17 protein-coding genes are annotated in these 15,036 nt (G+C 57.4%); 8 read left to right on the forward strand and 9 right to left on the reverse strand.

What is annotated here, in order from left to right:
* Positions 1–204: 204 nt before the first annotated feature.
* Positions 205–1,416 (reverse strand): tyrosine--tRNA ligase, encoded by a 1,212-nt coding sequence (tyrS, locus tag KDX39_RS25115; RefSeq protein WP_210042198.1) that lies wholly within the window; start codon positions 1,414–1,416, stop codon positions 205–207.
* Positions 1,417–1,619: 203 nt separating this feature from the next.
* Between tyrS and KDX39_RS25120 the strand changes: the two genes are divergently transcribed.
* A complete protein-coding gene (locus KDX39_RS25120) occupies positions 1,620–3,047 on the forward strand; it encodes a peptidoglycan DD-metalloendopeptidase family protein (RefSeq protein WP_231662240.1) in 1,428 nt (475 codons plus the stop codon).
* A 3-nt stretch (positions 3,048–3,050) separates the two neighbouring features.
* Complete coding sequence (locus KDX39_RS25125) at positions 3,051–4,145, forward strand: anhydro-N-acetylmuramic acid kinase (protein WP_099228542.1); 1,095 nt, start codon at positions 3,051–3,053, stop codon at positions 4,143–4,145.
* A gap of 63 nt (positions 4,146–4,208) precedes the next feature.
* Here KDX39_RS25125 and erpA read toward each other — a convergent pair whose 3' ends face one another.
* Both erpA and argC read right to left on the reverse strand, forming a co-directional pair.
* The gene (gene erpA / locus KDX39_RS25130; protein ID WP_004885454.1) at positions 4,209–4,559 is read right to left on the reverse strand and encodes an iron-sulfur cluster insertion protein ErpA; all 351 of its coding nucleotides are present in this window, start codon (positions 4,557–4,559) and stop codon (positions 4,209–4,211) included.
* A 135-nt stretch (positions 4,560–4,694) separates the two neighbouring features.
* Positions 4,695–5,729, reverse strand: coding sequence for an N-acetyl-gamma-glutamyl-phosphate reductase (argC, locus tag KDX39_RS25135; protein WP_184322160.1), 1,035 nt, complete (start codon positions 5,727–5,729; stop codon positions 4,695–4,697).
* A 133-nt stretch (positions 5,730–5,862) separates the two neighbouring features.
* Between argC and hemJ the strand changes: the two genes are divergently transcribed.
* The 5 genes from hemJ to coq7 all read left to right on the forward strand — a co-directional run bounded on the left by hemJ (position 5,863) and on the right by coq7 (position 9,321).
* Positions 5,863–6,291 (forward strand): protoporphyrinogen oxidase HemJ, encoded by a 429-nt coding sequence (hemJ, locus tag KDX39_RS25140; protein ID WP_231662241.1) that lies wholly within the window; start codon positions 5,863–5,865, stop codon positions 6,289–6,291.
* Positions 6,292–6,395: 104 nt separating this feature from the next.
* Positions 6,396–7,295: a DUF805 domain-containing protein gene (locus tag KDX39_RS25145; RefSeq protein ID WP_231662242.1), complete on the forward strand. Its 900-nt coding sequence runs from the start codon at positions 6,396–6,398 to the stop codon at positions 7,293–7,295.
* Between the two features lie 53 nt (positions 7,296–7,348).
* Positions 7,349–8,125: an SDR family NAD(P)-dependent oxidoreductase gene (locus tag KDX39_RS25150; RefSeq protein WP_231662243.1), complete on the forward strand. Its 777-nt coding sequence runs from the start codon at positions 7,349–7,351 to the stop codon at positions 8,123–8,125.
* A 93-nt stretch (positions 8,126–8,218) separates the two neighbouring features.
* Positions 8,219–8,557: a histidine triad nucleotide-binding protein gene (locus tag KDX39_RS25155; protein ID WP_231662244.1), complete on the forward strand. Its 339-nt coding sequence runs from the start codon at positions 8,219–8,221 to the stop codon at positions 8,555–8,557.
* Between the two features lie 116 nt (positions 8,558–8,673).
* The gene (coq7, locus tag KDX39_RS25160; protein WP_099228547.1) at positions 8,674–9,321 is read left to right on the forward strand and encodes a 2-polyprenyl-3-methyl-6-methoxy-1,4-benzoquinone monooxygenase; all 648 of its coding nucleotides are present in this window, start codon (positions 8,674–8,676) and stop codon (positions 9,319–9,321) included.
* A gap of 78 nt (positions 9,322–9,399) precedes the next feature.
* On the opposite strand, the gene speD is transcribed toward coq7, so the two are convergent.
* A complete protein-coding gene (speD, locus tag KDX39_RS25165) occupies positions 9,400–10,194 on the reverse strand; it encodes an adenosylmethionine decarboxylase (RefSeq protein ID WP_004885441.1) in 795 nt (264 codons plus the stop codon).
* A 243-nt stretch (positions 10,195–10,437) separates the two neighbouring features.
* Positions 10,438–10,860, reverse strand: coding sequence for an OsmC family protein (locus KDX39_RS25170; protein ID WP_231662245.1), 423 nt, complete (start codon positions 10,858–10,860; stop codon positions 10,438–10,440).
* A gap of 211 nt (positions 10,861–11,071) precedes the next feature.
* Between KDX39_RS25170 and crp the strand changes: the two genes are divergently transcribed.
* On the forward strand, positions 11,072–11,716 hold the full coding sequence (crp, locus tag KDX39_RS25175) for a cAMP-activated global transcriptional regulator CRP (protein WP_099228549.1): 645 nt from the start codon (positions 11,072–11,074) through the stop codon (positions 11,714–11,716).
* 12 nt (positions 11,717–11,728) lie between these two features.
* On the opposite strand, the gene KDX39_RS25180 is transcribed toward crp, so the two are convergent.
* The 4 genes from KDX39_RS25180 to KDX39_RS25195 are packed head-to-tail and all read right to left on the reverse strand — an operon-like array spanning position 11,729 to position 14,957.
* Entirely contained in the window at positions 11,729–12,421 is a 693-nt protein-coding gene (locus KDX39_RS25180) for a lipoate--protein ligase family protein (RefSeq protein WP_184322165.1), read from the reverse strand.
* A gap of 32 nt (positions 12,422–12,453) precedes the next feature.
* Entirely contained in the window at positions 12,454–13,290 is an 837-nt protein-coding gene (trpC, locus tag KDX39_RS25185) for an indole-3-glycerol phosphate synthase TrpC (protein ID WP_231662246.1), read from the reverse strand.
* The gene (gene trpD / locus KDX39_RS25190; protein WP_099228898.1) at positions 13,287–14,336 is read right to left on the reverse strand and encodes an anthranilate phosphoribosyltransferase; all 1,050 of its coding nucleotides are present in this window, start codon (positions 14,334–14,336) and stop codon (positions 13,287–13,289) included. Before trpD ends, trpC begins: the two co-directional genes overlap by 4 nt.
* Positions 14,337–14,357: 21 nt before the next feature.
* The gene (locus KDX39_RS25195) at positions 14,358–14,957 is read right to left on the reverse strand and encodes an aminodeoxychorismate/anthranilate synthase component II (RefSeq protein WP_231662247.1); all 600 of its coding nucleotides are present in this window, start codon (positions 14,955–14,957) and stop codon (positions 14,358–14,360) included.
* Positions 14,958–15,036 lie beyond the last annotated feature (79 nt).

The following is a 15,036-nucleotide window of genomic DNA, read 5'->3' on the forward strand; positions in this document are numbered from 1 at the left end:
GTCAGCGGGAGGCGAATTCTACAGCGTTACAACCGCGTGTCAAACTCTTTTTTCTCACCGCTGTCGATTCAGACAAACTCGACCGACTTCCTCGCTGACTTCATTCGATAAACCCTTGTAACTCATTGAACTACAAGGCTTTTTCGTTTCCGTCTGCGCCGGAAGTGGGGCGAATTATAGACACCTCAACGAGCGCGTCAACCGTTATTTTGAACTTTCTTCAGAAACGAGAGTAACGCGCCCGAAAGCCTTCTTGCCGGCCTGGCAGATATGCGTCGAACCCAGTTTGAAGATAAAGCCGCGATCCACGACCTCTCCATCTATACGCACACCACCGGAAGCCAGCAGATCACGAGCAACAGCTGCGTTCTTTACCAGGCCAGCCTTATTAAGGATGGCCGAGATCGGCATATCTTCAGCAGCGCTTACCGATATCTCCGGCAGATCGTCAGGCAGCTCGCCCTCCTTCATACGGTTGCCCGCAGAGCGGTGCGCATTGGCGGCAGCTTCTTCGCCGTGAAAACGCGCAACCAACTCTTCCGCCAGCTTGATCTTGATGTCGCGAGGATTGGCACCCGCCTCACAATCAGCCTTGAGACCCTCGATCTCCTCCATGCTGCGGAAGCTCAACAACTCGAAGTAGCGCCACATCAAAGAGTCAGGCATCGATACCAGCTTGTTGTACATGATGCCCGGCGCTTCCTGGATACCGACATAATTACCCAGCGACTTGGACATCTTCTTGACGCCGTCCAGCCCCTCGAGCAATGGCATGGTCAGGATGCACTGTGGCTCCTGCCCGTAAGCACGCTGCAGTTCACGCCCCATCAGCAGATTGAATTTCTGATCAGTACCGCCCAGTTCGATATCGGCGCGCAACGCGACCGAGTCGTAACCCTGAACCAGCGGATAGAGGAATTCGTGAATCGCGATCGGCTGACTGCCTTTATAGCGCTTGTCGAAATCATCACGCTCGAGCATGCGAGCGACCGTGTACTGCGAAGACAGACGAATGAAGTCGGCAGGACTGAGCGCATCCATCCAGGTGGAGTTGAACGCCACCTCGGTTTTGGCAGGATCGAGAATCTTGAACACCTGAGCCTTGTAGGTCTCGGCGTAGTCCAGAACCTGCTCACGGGTCAATGGCGGACGAGTGGCGCTCTTGCCGCTCGGATCACCGATCATGCCGGTGAAGTCACCTATAAGGAAGATGACCTGATGGCCCAGCTCCTGGAACTGACGCAGCTTGTTTATAAGGACGGTATGACCCAGGTGCAGGTCGGGCGCCGTCGGATCGAATCCGGCCTTGATACGTAGCGGCTGGCCGCGCTTGAGTTTGGCGACCAGTTCGGCCTCGACCAGGAGTTCATCCGCGCCGCGCTTGATCAGCGCCAGCTGCTCTTCAACCGACTTCATATCAGCCCCCAATTTAAAGGGAACCAACCATACAAGATCAGAGCCCAATTACAAGTTTTTGCCCAGCACACGCCTACGATTCCAGAAGGGATTCGTGGGGAGGGTTGCTTCGGGCAGGTTTTGGTTATATTTTATACAGTTATTTCATCTTCATCATGTCATTCATCTTTTCCATTTCACCTTTTTCAAAGTCAAAATTACCTATGATAGACACACCGCCTAAAGCGCCCCCGCTTTATCCGAAGAGTCACCTGCTCGCTGCAAGCGGCATTGCTGCCCTGCTGAGCCTGGCTCTCCTCGTTTTCCCATCCAGCGAAGTTGAAGCCAAACGAACCAATCTGGCACTCGATCTGGAAATGCCTGCAGATCCGAACGCACAAGACCAAGACGCTCCAGAAGCGGCTCAAGCCACACCTGAAAATGCCGAATCGCCCTTCGCTCAGATCGACAACGGCGAAGAGCAGACCTCCGAGACCGCCAGCAAGCAGCCCGAGCCAGCCAAAGCGGCACCGGAAGCAGCCAAGAATCCGAATCATCGGGAAGTAATCGTCGCCAAGGGCGATACCCTGTCCACCCTGTTCGAAAAGGTGGGGCTTCCGGCAACTACCGTCCATGAGGTACTGGCCAGCGACAAGCAGTCCAAGGAGTTCAGCAAGCTGCAGAACGGTCAGATCCTGCAGTTCGAGCTCACGCCGGACGGCCAGCTCAAGAATCTGCACACCAGGCTCAGCGAACTCGAAACCATCAGCCTGTCCAAATCGGCGGGCGGTTTCACTTTCAGCCGCGAAGTCAGCAAGCCCAATGTTCGTAACGCGTACGTCCATGGCGTCATCAACAGCTCGCTGTCGCAATCCGCACAGCGGGCCGGGCTGACTCACAGTATGACGATGGACATGGCCAACATTTTCGGCTACGACATCGACTTCGCTCAGGACATCCGCAAGGGTGACGAGTTCGACGTGGTCTACGAGCAGAAAGTGGTCAACGGCAAGCCTGTCGGCACCGGCAATATCCTCTCCGCCCGCTTTACCAACCGCGGCAAGACCTATACAGCGGTTCGTTATACCAACAAGCAGGGCAACACCAATTACTACACCGCCGACGGCAACAGCATGCGCAAGGCATTCATCCGTACGCCGGTGGACTTCGCCCGCATCAGCTCGATGTTCTCCATGGGCCGCAAGCATCCTATCCTCAACAAGATCCGCGCCCATAAAGGCGTCGATTACGCTGCGCCGCGTGGCACGCCCATCAAGGCAACCGGCGATGGCAAAGTCCTTCTCGCAGGTCGTCGTGGCGGCTACGGCAACACCGTGATCATCCAGCACGGCGATACCTACCGCACGCTGTATGGCCATATGCAGGGCTTCGCCAAAGGCGTACAAACCGGCTCATCGGTGAAGCAAGGCCAGGTGATCGGCTATATTGGAACAACCGGCTTGTCGACAGGCCCGCATTTGCACTATGAATTCCAGGTCAACGGCGTACACGTCGACCCACTGGGCCAGAAACTTCCGATGGCGGATCCGATCGCCAAATCCGAAAAACAGCGGTTCATGCAGCAAAGCCAGCCGTTGATGGCGCGCATGGATCAGGAAAAGGCCACCACGCTGGCCTCGAATAAAAGGTAATCCATGGCCTTCTTCTATATAGGTGTGATGTCCGGCAGCAGCCTCGATGGGATTGATATCGCCCTATTGGAGCAAGACGACCGGCCAAGACTTCTGGCAACACACTACATTCCGATGCCGGAAGACTTGCATGCGGAATTGCTGGGACTTTGCTCAAGCGGTACGGATGAACTGACACGCGCGGCAATTGCCGAGCAGAAGTGGTGCCACCTCGTGGCCAAAGGTGTTCTGCAACTGCTGGAAGAACAGAACATGGTCGCCGGTCAGATCCGCGCCATCGGCAGCCATGGTCAGACCATTCGCCACGAGCCAGCACGCGGCTTCAGCATTCAGATCGGCAACCCTGCGTTGCTGGCAGAGCTGACCGAAATCACGGTAGTCAGCGACTTCCGCCGTCGTGACATCGCAGCCGGAGGTCAGGGCGCGCCCTTGGTGCCAGCCTTCCACGAAGCGCTGTTCGACGACAACAAGGAACACCGTGCAGTGCTCAATATCGGCGGGTTCAGTAACCTGAGCCTGATCGAGTCCGATCGCCCGGTGACGGGTTTCGATTGCGGCCCCGGCAACGTCTTGCTCGATGCCTGGATTCAGTCGCAGCGCAATCTGAGCTTTGACAAGGACGGTGCCTGGGCCGCCAGTGGCCAGGTAGACCCGGCACTACTGAAAACGCTGCTGAGCGACCAATTCTTCCTGACCAAGGGTCCGAAGAGTACCGGCCGTGAAGTGTTCAACCTTGGCTGGTTGCATCATCATCTGTTCCAGTTGCCGACCCTGGCACCGGAAAACGTTCAGGCGACACTGCTTGAGCTGACCGCGCTGACCATTACCGAATCGCTACAGTCGGCTCAGTCGAGCACGATGGAACTGCTGGTCTGCGGCGGCGGCGCTCACAACACTGCGCTGATGAATCGACTGGCCGAGCTGTTACCCGACACCCGTGTCAGCAGCACAGCAAAATTCGGTGTCGATCCAGACTGGGTTGAAGCGATGGCGTTTGCCTGGCTGGCACATTGCTGCCTGGAAAGCGTACCGGCCAACCGTCCAACGGTGACCGGTGCCAGAGGCTTGCGAGTACTGGGCGCCATCTACCCTGCCTGATGCAAAGCGCCAGAACAAAAAACGCCGCTCAATGAGCGGCGTTTTTGTAACTGCAGCGTGCGATCAGATAGAGAACGATGAACCGCAACCACAGGTCGTGGAAGCATTCGGGTTCTTGATCACGAAGCGCGAGCCCTCCAGTCCTTCCTGATAGTCCACCTCGGCACCCGCCAGATACTGGAAGCTCATCGGATCGACCACCAGACTGACGCCCTCGCGTTCGACGATGGTGTCGTCGTCTGCAACGTCTTCATCAAATGTGAAGCCATACTGGAAGCCGGAGCAACCGCCACCCGTCACGAAGACACGTAGTTTAAGGCGATCATTGCCCTCTTCATCGACCAGAGACTTCACCTTGTGCGCTGCACCTGGGGTGAATTCCAAAGCCGTCGGAGTGAAGGATTCGACACTCATGTCAGATATCTCCCGGCGATAAGCCGTCGTAATGCGTAATGACGGGCATTATCCGCTTGTCCTAGAAAATCGGTCAACTATTTGCAGAGCAGCGGCAAGTGAAGCAAAACCTCGCTTGCCGCTTGATGCAGACTCTTAGGGCATCATACCGGCATGAGACAGACCCAGCCGTTCGTCCAGACCAAACAGGATGTTCATGTTCTGAACCGCCTGACCTGAGGCGCCTTTGACCAGATTGTCGATGACGGAGAGCACGACAACCAGATCACCGCCCTGCGGACGATGCACGGCAATCCGGCAGACGTTTGCACCGCGAACGCTGCGAGTTTCCGGATGGCTGCCTGCTGGCATCACATCCACAAACGGTTCATCGGCATAGCGTTTCTCGAACATCGCCTGCAGATCAACCGACGTGTCAGTGACTGTCGCGTAAAGCGTGGAGTGGATACCGCGGATCATCGGCACCAGATGCGGAACGAAGGTCAGACCGATATCACCGCCAGCCGCGCGACGCAGGCCTTGAGTGATTTCAGGCAGATGACGGTGACCTTTGACGGCATACGCCTTGAAGCTTTCGTTGGCTTCCGAGTACAGCGAACCTATGCTCAGGCCGCGCCCTGCACCACTGACACCAGACTTGCAGTCAGCGATCAGACGGGTGTTGTCGGCGATGCCTGCTTCCAGCAATGGCAGGAAGCCCAGCTGGGTTGCTGTCGGGTAGCAGCCAGGAACCGCAATCAAGCGCGCATTTTTGATTTGCTCGCGATTGACTTCCGGCAGGCCATAGACCGCATCCTGCAACAATTCAGGTGCGCCGTGAGGCTGGCCATACCACTTCGACCACTCGACAGGATCCTGCAGGCGGAAGTCCGCGGACAGATCGATCACCTTGGTGCCGGCCGCCAGCAACTCACCAGCAAGTGCGTGAGCCACGCCATGAGGTGTTGCGAAAAACACCACGTCACAGGCGCCCAGTGTTTGAACATCAGGAACGCTGAATGCCAGACCGTCGTAATGGCCTCGCAGGTTCGGGTACATGTCGGCGACGGGAAGACCGGCCTCCGAGCGGGAAGTAATCACCACCACTTCAGCCTGCGGATGCTGTGCCAACAGACGCAGCAACTCGACTCCGGTGTAACCCGTGCCGCCGACGATACCGACCTTGACCATAACCTGCCCTCAACGAAACAACTGGAAAGCGGTCGATAATATGGGCCTATGGCCTCTGCGACAACCGACAACGTGACGTATGGACACTCTAGCCTCTACTATTCGGCCACCGTGAACCTGGGAATAACCAAAAATGCTCTATCTATGGATCAAAGCGCTGCACATCATCTCGATGGTCTGCTGGTTTGCAGGTCTCTTCTACCTGCCACGACTGTTCGTTTATCACTCCATGAGCGAAGACACCATCAGCCGCGACCGTTTCTGCATCATGGAACGCAAGCTGTACAAAGGCATCATGGGCCCGGCAATGATCGCGACCCTGATCTTCGGCGGCTGGCTGATCAGCTTCAATCCGAGCGGTTACTTCAGCCAGGGCTGGATGCACGTCAAGCTTACGCTGGTGGTGTTGCTGATCGGTTACCACCATGTGTGCGGCGCGCAAGTCAAACGTTTCGCCCGGGGCGAGAACGGTCGCAGCCATGTGTTCTACCGCTGGTTCAATGAAATCCCGGTACTGATTCTCCTGGCGATCGTGATTCTGGTGATCGTCAAACCGTTCTGATACATGACTGGATGACGCTCACCCGGACGTCATTCAGATGACAGGCGCTCTGCGCTTTGCAGATGCGCCTGGCTCGCTCTCACTTCAAGACAAGGAAGCTCTATATGGCCGAAACCCACTTCAAGATCGTTTTTGAAGGACAGGTGCGTGATGGCGTAGAGCCCGAGATCGCGAAAGCCAATCTAGCGCGACTGTTCAACAGCGAAACCGCGGCTGTCGAGAAGCTGTTCAACGGTCAGACGGTCGCGCTCAAGCGGGGCTTGCCCCACGCCGAGGCCGAGCACTATATAAAAGCGCTGCACGAAGCCGGCGTCGAGGCGCGGATCGAACCGGATCCGGCGATCACCCTCACCGTCAACGAGAAAGACCTGCCCGCACCGGCCTCTCCCTACGCGCCACCTAAATCACATGTGGACCCTGCCGAGTTCGCTGAATACTCCACACTCAAGGTATTCAGCATCACCGGACGCATCGGGCGTTTGCGCTACCTGGCGTGGACACTGGTGCTGAGCGCCGCAAGTCTGGCTCTGCTCTCCATTGCCATCATGGTCATGAGTCAGTCGCTGATCGCAGGCGGGCTGCTGATCGCGATCATCGCGATGGCATTCGTGGTCATCAGCTCACTGATGGGCGTTCAGCGACTGCACGACATCGGCTGGTCAGGCTGGCTTCTGCTTCTGAATCTCGTGCCTTTTGTGAGCAGTGTTTTCCCCATACTGATGACCGTCATGCCCGGCACCAAAGGGCCCAACCAGTACGGGGCACCGCAGCCGCCCAACTCACGCGGCGTCAAGGCTCTGGCCGGGCTGTGGCTGCTGTTGATTCCCGTCATCCTCATCAGCGTCATTTCTGGAGGCATGAACACACTCAAGGAAGAACTCGAGGTGCAGACCGACGAGTACGAGCAGTCCTTGCCTTATGACGATGCCGCGCCACGTGAGAGCGTCCAGCCCAACCAGGCCGAGACCGAAAATGCGCCGGAAGAAGACAACGACCCGCAATAAAATGCGCATGGCCCGGTAGACTGCCGACCGCACTACGTTCAATGGAGAACTGCATGACCCGTTACGCCCTGATCACCGGTGCATCCAGCGGCATAGGCCTGGCCATGGCCGAAGCACTGGCGCGCCGTGGTCGCAGCCTCATTCTGGTTGCTCGCCAGCGAGATAATCTGGAAACCATCGCTCTGGAGCTGACGCAGCGATTTGGCGTGGAAGTGCTGTTTCGCGCATGCGACCTGGGCGAGCCTCTGCGGCTCTCGGGGTTTCTGCTTGAACTGGAAGACGGCGCGCATCAGATCGACCTGCTGGTCAACGCAGCAGGCATCGGTACCTGCGGCCCCTTCCTGGCGCAGGACTGGGGCGTCGAACAGGACCTGATCGACCTGAACATTCTGGCGCTGACACGTCTGTGCCACACCGTCGGCAATCTGATGGCGATTCAGGGTGGCGGACAGATACTCAATGTCGCGTCGGTGGCTGCATTCCAGCCCGGCCCATGGATGAGCACTTATTACGCAAGCAAGGCTTACGTCCTGCACTTTTCCGAAGGCTTGCGCGAAGAAGTGAAGAAAACCGGGGTCAAGGTGTCCGTGCTCTGCCCCGGTCCGACCCGGACGGCTTTTTTCCGCACCGCTCAGCTCAAGGTCGACATCGAGAAGATGATGAGCCCCGAAGAAGTTGCGCTGTATACCGTGCGCGCTCTGGCAAAGAACCGAGCCGTTATCATACCGGGCTGGCGCAACAGGCTCTGGACGTTCAGTCCACGCCTGGTTTCACGCTGGCTGGCCAGGCAGGTCAGCGGCTACATCAACAAATCCTGCTGCCCGCGCTGATCGACAAAATGGCTGGGCGAGCACTGTCTCGCTCAGTACACTCTATCGCTCTGATACCCGCACGCACCATCAACCGATAAGGAGCATACGGCTGTGGATACTTTGTTCACCAAGATCATCAATCGGGAAATCCCGGCGAAGATCATCTACGAAGATGATCAGGTGCTGGCTTTTCACGATATCGCCCCTCAGGCCCCTGTGCACTTTCTGGTCATCCCCAAGAAGTCGATCCGCACGCTCAACGACCTGACCGAAGAAGACAAAGGTCTGGCCGGACATATCCTGTTCACGGCGCAGCGTCTGGCAGTAGAACTGGGCTGCGAAGAAGGATTTCGTGTGGTCATGAACTGCAACGAGCTGGGTGGACAGACCGTCTATCACATTCATATGCACGTGCTGGGACAGCGCCAGATGAACTGGCCGCCGGGCTGAGTCAGCTTTGCGGCCCGATACACCCTTCCAGCTTCCGGCACCGAGAAGCTGGCAAGGCGGTACCCTGCCCCGCTGATTCGGTTAAACTCCTTCTCAGGATCTATCCGGAGGTGCCCATGGCTACCGAACGTCACTACTCCCCCATTGACCGCCTGTTATTGCAGGCCGACAGTGCGATGCGCACGCTGCTACCTTCAAGCGGCCACTCCCGGCGGCCGTCACCTGCGGTCGTGCAAACTGATCACAAGATGAGCGATGTCGATTCGCGCCATGTCGCGGGTCTGATGCGCATCAACCATACAGGTGAAGTCTGCGCCCAGGCGCTGTATCAGGGTCAGGCGCTGACCGCCAAGCTGCCCAAGGTGCGCAAGGCCATGGAGCACGCAGCCGAAGAAGAAATCGACCATCTTGTCTGGTGCGAACAACGCATCCATCAGTTGGGCAGTCACACCAGCGTGCTCAATCCGCTGTTCTACGGTCTGTCATTCGGAATGGGTGCAGCGGCCGGCATCATCAGCGACAGGGTGAGTCTGGGTTTTGTTGCCGCGACTGAAGATCAGGTCTGTAAACACCTCAGCGAACATCTGGAACAACTGCCCGTCGAGGACAACAAGTCCCGGGCAATTCTCGAGCAGATGCTCAGCGACGAGGAACATCACGCGGAGTCGGCACTGGAAGCGGGAGGCTTTCGCTTTCCGGCACCGATCAAGTTTGGTATGAGCATCCTGGCCAAAGTCATGACCAAGAGCACATATCGCATCTGACAAGACGTCACGCACAAAAAAGGCGCCCTTGAGAGGCGCCTTTTTTGGTGACGGCTGCTGGCCGATCCGAGTCTGTAATCAGACCGCTACGTTACGACCGTAGAAGATTTCCAGCATCTCGTGCTTGACCTTCGCGGTTACCTGCTCACGCTGCTCGGTGGACAGGTTGCTGGTCGCGTCGCCGAACAGGTAGTTATCCAGTTCGAACTCCTTGAGCAGCATTTTGGTGTGGAACAGGTTTTCCTGATACACGTTCACGTCGGTCATCTGGTAACCGTTGCGCGTGTCTTCGGACAGGTAGTTCTGGATCGAGTTGATTTCGTGGTCAATGAAGTGCTTCTTGCCTTCAACGTCACGGGTAAAACCGCGCACGCGATAATCGACGGTCACGATATCCGACTCGAACTTGTGAATCAGATAGTTCAGGGCCTTGAGCGGTGAAATGACGCCACAGGTCGACACATCGATATCCACGCGGAACGTGGCGATGCCGTCTACCGGGTGAATCTCCGGGTAGGTGTGAACTGTGATGTGGCTCTTGTCCAGGTGGGCCAGAATGGTTTCCGGCAAAGGACCTGGCGACTCTTCGATCTGGCTTTCGGTAGGCGTCACCGGCTGCTCGGAGATCAGAATGGTCACACTGGCGCCCTGAGGATCGTAATCCTGACGCGCAATGTTCAGGATGTTGGCACCAATGATATCGACAACATCGGTCAGAATCCGCGTCAGGCGTTCTGCGTCATACACACTGTTGATGTATTCGACATAAGCCTGCTGGTCTTGCGGTGTTTCCGCATAGCAGATGTCATAAATGTTGAAGCTCAAGGTCTTGGTCAGGTTATTGAACCCGTGGAGCTTGAGTTTGCTTTTCACCGTTAAAAACTCTCTATATGTGTGCGGCGCCGGCCGCGTGATCAAGCATGCCCGTCAGATGAGTCCGGCTCAGCTGCGTAGGACGGTTAACACCTCTTCGCGTTGGCGATTTTGGTTGTCTGTTCGGGCGCAACAGCAGATAACCAATGCACGCTGCGCCCTGAAAAAGTGGCGCATTATGCAGACGTCCGAAGCCGTCTGCCAGAGTGTGCGCCGTTTTTATGATCGTTGGATGTCTGAAGGTCAGGCCAGTTCGACAATTTCATAATCGTGGGTAATCTTCACACCCGCATTGCCAAGCATGATCGAGGCAGAGCAATACTTTTCTGCGGACAGCTCGATAGCCCGTTTGACCTGGGCCTCTTTAAGCCCGCGACCCTTGACGACAAAGTGCAGATGGATTTTGGTGAAGACTTTCGGATCTTCGTCTGCCCGCTCTGCCTCGAGGAAAGCTTCACAGCTCTCGACCGGTTGGCGGGATTTCTTGAGGATGCTCACCACGTCGTAATTGCTGCAACCGCCCAGACCTATCAGGACCATTTCCATGGGGCGAACGCCCAGGTTACGACCGCCACTTTCGGGCGGGCCATCCATGACCACTACGTGACCGCTGCCGGATTCGCCGAGGAACATGGCTTCGCCAGCCCATTGAATGCGTGCCTTCATCGCCAAGACTCCACTGCTGAAAAAGGGGCGCCAGCTTAGCACAGGGCCACCTATTACCTTGATCAACTGATGAAAAACGCGTTTTGCCGCTAACGTGTAGGAATATTCGCAAAATAGGCCTGCCGCTCGTCGAAAAGCTGGCGAGAATGCAGGTGCAGCCGATACCTACAGGTATGCCATTTGGCGCAGGTCCTTATTTCGGAAGTCACGCATGGCCGCAATCACACTTGCATCTAAAACAAAGAATCTGGAAAAGCTTCTTCCTCACGCACAACGCCGTCGCTACGCCGCAAAGAGCAACATCATCAATGCCGGTGATGGCTCCGATTCGCTGTTTCTCATCATCAAGGGATCGGTCACGATTCTGATAGAAGACGACGACGGGCGCGAGATGATCATCGCCTACCTCAACAGCGGCGACTTCTTCGGCGAACTCGGCCTTTTCGAACAAGCGGGTCAGGCGTCCGTGCGCAGCGCTTGGGTAAGAGCGAAGACCGAATGTGAAGTGGCCGAGATTGCCTACGGCAAGTTTCGCGAACTGACGCAGCAGGAGCCGGAGATTCTCTACGCGCTGAGCAGCCAGATGGCGGATCGTCTGCGCAACACGACGCGCAAGGTGGGTGATCTCGCGTTTCTGGATGTGACCGGGCGTGTCGCTCGCACCCTGCTGGATCTCTGCAAACAACCCGATGCGATGACGCACCCTGACGGCATGCAGATCAAGATCACCCGTCAGGAGATCGGTCGCATTGTGGGCTGCTCACGGGAAATGGTGGGACGAGTGCTCAAGGCGCTCGAAGAGCAGAGCCTGATCGATGTCAAAGGCAAGACCATGGTGGTGTACGGCACACGCTGACGTGCAAACGGGTCAGATATCCGCCAGCAACTGCCGATAGGCCGCAAGCAGCCTCGACATATCCGCCTCGGGAAACGCCTCATGCAATGCGATATGGCTTTCGGCCCGGACGCGCGCATCGAGCTCGCATATCAGGTTGAAGCGATTGACGGCCGCGACCATCTGCACCCGTTCATCGTCCACCAACAAGGCGGCGTGAGCCAGTACAACAGGCCGCGCGCCGCCCTGACTCTGACGCCAGCGCTGGGCCGTGCCAACCATCTTGCGGCCGTCAAGGTTGACGTTGAAACGACCGTCGCAAAACGCGCCAGCGACTTCACCCAGCGATGCCTGACCGCCAAGCTCATTCAGCGTATCAAGAATGGGCTGGCACAGGCGGCGGTAAGCGGTCTCGATACGGTCCCGGTCAAGGTCAGTCGAAGGCTGTGCGTAGACCAGCGCTATGTTAACGGTGGCAGATGACTGTGGTACCGGCTCGCCGCCGGTTTCCCGCAACAGGATTGGCCATCCGTTATCCGCTAGGGTTTCACTCGCTTCAACGAAGCCGGGAAGCCGACTCAACCGACGCGGCATGACCAGCGCCTGATCGTTGGGGCGCCAGAACAGCACCCCATGTTCAGCCTCGCCTGCACACACAGCAGCCAGAAGATCCTGCTCGGCCTGCAATCCTTTTTCGACACAGATGTCGATGATCGAGTCTGACATGCGCCACCTGGCTCCTGCTGCGTGTGAAGCGATCAGTCGAGTGTCGAGCCGCTCACCGGTACGCCACGCTCGGGGAAGAACAGGCGTTGCAATTCAGTACCCGGGTGTTCCGCACGCATGAATGCCTCGCCGACCAGAAACGCATACACATCGCTGATTTCCATCAATTCGACGTCGGCACGGTTGAGAATGCCGCTCTCAGTGATGACCAGACGGTCGCGAGGAACACGCGGCAGCAAATCCAACGTCGTTTCCAGGCTGACATTGAACGTATGCAGGTTACGGTTGTTGATACCGACCAGTGGGGTGTCCAGCGTCTTGAGTGCGCGATCCAGCTCATCACCGTCATGCACTTCAACCAGTACGTCCAGACCGAAGCCTTTGGCAACGGCTGCCAGCTCGGCCATCTGCACATCGTCCAGTGCCGACACGATCAGCAGGACACAGTCCGCACCCAGTGCACGGGCTTCGACGATCTGGTAAGGATCGATCATGAAATCCTTGCGGATCACTGGCAGGTTGCACGCCGCCCGGGCTTCCCGAAGATACGCATCCGCCCCCTGAAAGAAGTCGATGTCGGTCAGCACTGACAGGCAAGTTGCACCACCGGTCTGGTAGCTTTTAGCGATCTCGGCAGGCAGAAAGTTTTCCCGGATCACGCCTTTGCTGGGCGAGGCCTTCTTGATTTCGGCAATGACTGCAGGCTGCTTTTTCATGGCCTGCTCCATCAGCGCGCGGGCGAAGCCACGCGCAGGATCGGCTGCGGCAGCTTGTTGTTCAAGCTCAGCCAGGCTTACGACAGCGCGGCGGGCGGCGATTTCCTCGGCCTTACGGGCAAGGATCTTTTCCAGTACGGTTGGTACGCTCATTCTTCGTTCTCCTGCTTGAACACTGCCGTAAAGGCGCCCAACTCTTCCAGTTTTTCCCGGGCAAGGCCGGTGTGCAGCGCGTCATGCGCCAGCGCTACGCCTTCCTTGAGGCTCGTGGCGTGGTCCGCAGCATAAAGCGCAGCCCCAGCATTGAGCACAATCATTTCAGCTGCTTTCTGACCGTTCTCGGTCTTGCGGCGCCCCAAGGCATCACGGATCAATTCAAGCGATGCCGCCGGGCTTTCCACCGCCAGGCCATACAGGCTCTGGCTCTTGATGCCCAAGTCTTCAGGCTGCACCCAGTATTCGGTCACTTCGCCATTCTTGAGTTCCGCGACGAAGGTCGGTGCGGCCAGACTGAATTCGTCCAGCCCGTCCTGCGAGTGCACCACCAACACGTGCTTGCTGCCCAGACGCAGCAACACTTCGGCCAGAGGACGGCACAGCGCCTGATTGAATACGCCGACGACCTGATGGCGTACGCCGGCCGGATTCGTAAGCGGGCCGAGCATATTGAACAGGGTGCGCAGGCTCAGGTCACGACGCGGGCCTGCGGCGTGCTTCATTGCGCTGTGATGCGACTGAGCGAACATGAAGCCGATGCCGACGCTGTCGATGCAACGCGCGACTTGAACCGGCGTCAGGTTCAGATAAACACCTGCGGCTTCCAGTAGATCGGCACTGCCGCTCTTGCCCGAAACAGCGCGGTTGCCATGCTTGGCGACTGTGCAACCCGCTGCTGCAATCACGAATGCGGATGCCGTAGAAACGTTGAAGATGTTGGCACCGTCGCCGCCGGTGCCGACGATATCGACCACGCCGTCAAGCGACTGCAACTGAACCTGATCGGCCAGCTCGCGCATGACCGACACCGCACCGACGATCTCGTCGATGGTTTCGCTCTTCATGCGCATGCCCATCAGAAACGCACCGATCTGCGCCTCGGTGCATTGCCCGGTCATGATTTCACGCATGACATCGCGCATTTCGTCAGTGGTCAGGTCCAGCTGATTGACCACACGATTCAGCGCAGTCTTGATATTCATGGGAGTATTCATAAAGAGTCCTTAACCCTGACGACGGCCGCCGCGCTGCTTGAGGAAATTGGCGAACAGCTCATGGCCCTGCTCGGTCAGGATCGACTCGGGGTGAAACTGCACCCCCTCGACGTTCAGTGTCTTGTGACGCAGGCCCATGATCTCGTCAACCGAGCCGTCGTCATGTGCAGTCCAGGCCGTCACTTCCAGAACGTCAGGCAGCGTGTCCCGTTTGACCACCAGCGAGTGGTAACGCGTGACGACCAACGGATGGTTCAAACCTTCGAACACACCCTGGTCCTCGTGGATAACCGGGCTGGTCTTGCCGTGCATGACCTGGCGCGCGCGCACCACGTCACCACCGAATGCCTGGCCAATGGATTGATGCCCCAGACAGACGCCCAGAATCGGCAGTTTGCCCGCGAAGTGATTGATCACCTCCAGCGAGACACCGGCTTCATTGGGAGTACAAGGACCGGGCGAAACGACGATGCGCTCGGGGTTCAGGGCTTCGATCTGCGCGATGGTCAGCTCGTCATTGCGGATGACCTTCACGTCGGCACCCAGCTCGCCCAGGTACTGCACGACGTTGTAGGTGAAGGAATCATAGTTATCGATCATCAGCAGCATTTTGCTATTAACCTTTTGAATTTACTGACTTCGTTTACGCCTTCAGATCGCGACTCGCTCAAGCATCCGCCTTTCAGCC

Source organism: Pseudomonas sp. CDFA 610 (assembly GCF_021147865.1).
GTDB lineage: Bacteria > Pseudomonadota > Gammaproteobacteria > Pseudomonadales > Pseudomonadaceae > Aquipseudomonas > Aquipseudomonas alliivorans.

Excerpts from the sequence above, each read along its gene's own strand:
- trpD (WP_099228898.1), bottom strand. The coding sequence starts at position 14,336 with ATGAATATCAAGACTGCGCTGAATCGTGTGGTCAATCAGCTGGACCTG.
- KDX39_RS25195 (WP_231662247.1), bottom strand. The coding sequence starts at position 14,957 with ATGCTGCTGATGATCGATAACTATGATTCCTTCACCTACAACGTCGTG.
- coq7 (WP_099228547.1), top strand. The coding sequence starts at position 8,674 with ATGGCTACCGAACGTCACTACTCCCCCATTGACCGCCTGTTATTGCAG.
- KDX39_RS25170 (WP_231662245.1), bottom strand. The coding sequence starts at position 10,860 with ATGAAGGCACGCATTCAATGGGCTGGCGAAGCCATGTTCCTCGGCGAA.
- argC (WP_184322160.1), bottom strand. The coding sequence starts at position 5,729 with ATGGTCAAGGTCGGTATCGTCGGCGGCACGGGTTACACCGGAGTCGAG.
- tyrS (WP_210042198.1), bottom strand. The coding sequence starts at position 1,416 with ATGAAGTCGGTTGAAGAGCAGCTGGCGCTGATCAAGCGCGGCGCGGAT.
- KDX39_RS25125 (WP_099228542.1), top strand. The coding sequence starts at position 3,051 with ATGGCCTTCTTCTATATAGGTGTGATGTCCGGCAGCAGCCTCGATGGG.
- KDX39_RS25150 (WP_231662243.1), top strand. The coding sequence starts at position 7,349 with ATGACCCGTTACGCCCTGATCACCGGTGCATCCAGCGGCATAGGCCTG.
- trpC (WP_231662246.1), bottom strand. The coding sequence starts at position 13,290 with ATGAGCGTACCAACCGTACTGGAAAAGATCCTTGCCCGTAAGGCCGAG.
- erpA (WP_004885454.1), bottom strand. The coding sequence starts at position 4,559 with ATGAGTGTCGAATCCTTCACTCCGACGGCTTTGGAATTCACCCCAGGT.
- crp (WP_099228549.1), top strand. The coding sequence starts at position 11,072 with ATGGCCGCAATCACACTTGCATCTAAAACAAAGAATCTGGAAAAGCTT.
- KDX39_RS25180 (WP_184322165.1), bottom strand. The coding sequence starts at position 12,421 with ATGTCAGACTCGATCATCGACATCTGTGTCGAAAAAGGATTGCAGGCC.
- KDX39_RS25145 (WP_231662242.1), top strand. The coding sequence starts at position 6,396 with ATGGCCGAAACCCACTTCAAGATCGTTTTTGAAGGACAGGTGCGTGAT.
- hemJ (WP_231662241.1), top strand. The coding sequence starts at position 5,863 with ATGCTCTATCTATGGATCAAAGCGCTGCACATCATCTCGATGGTCTGC.
- KDX39_RS25120 (WP_231662240.1), top strand. The coding sequence starts at position 1,620 with ATGATAGACACACCGCCTAAAGCGCCCCCGCTTTATCCGAAGAGTCAC.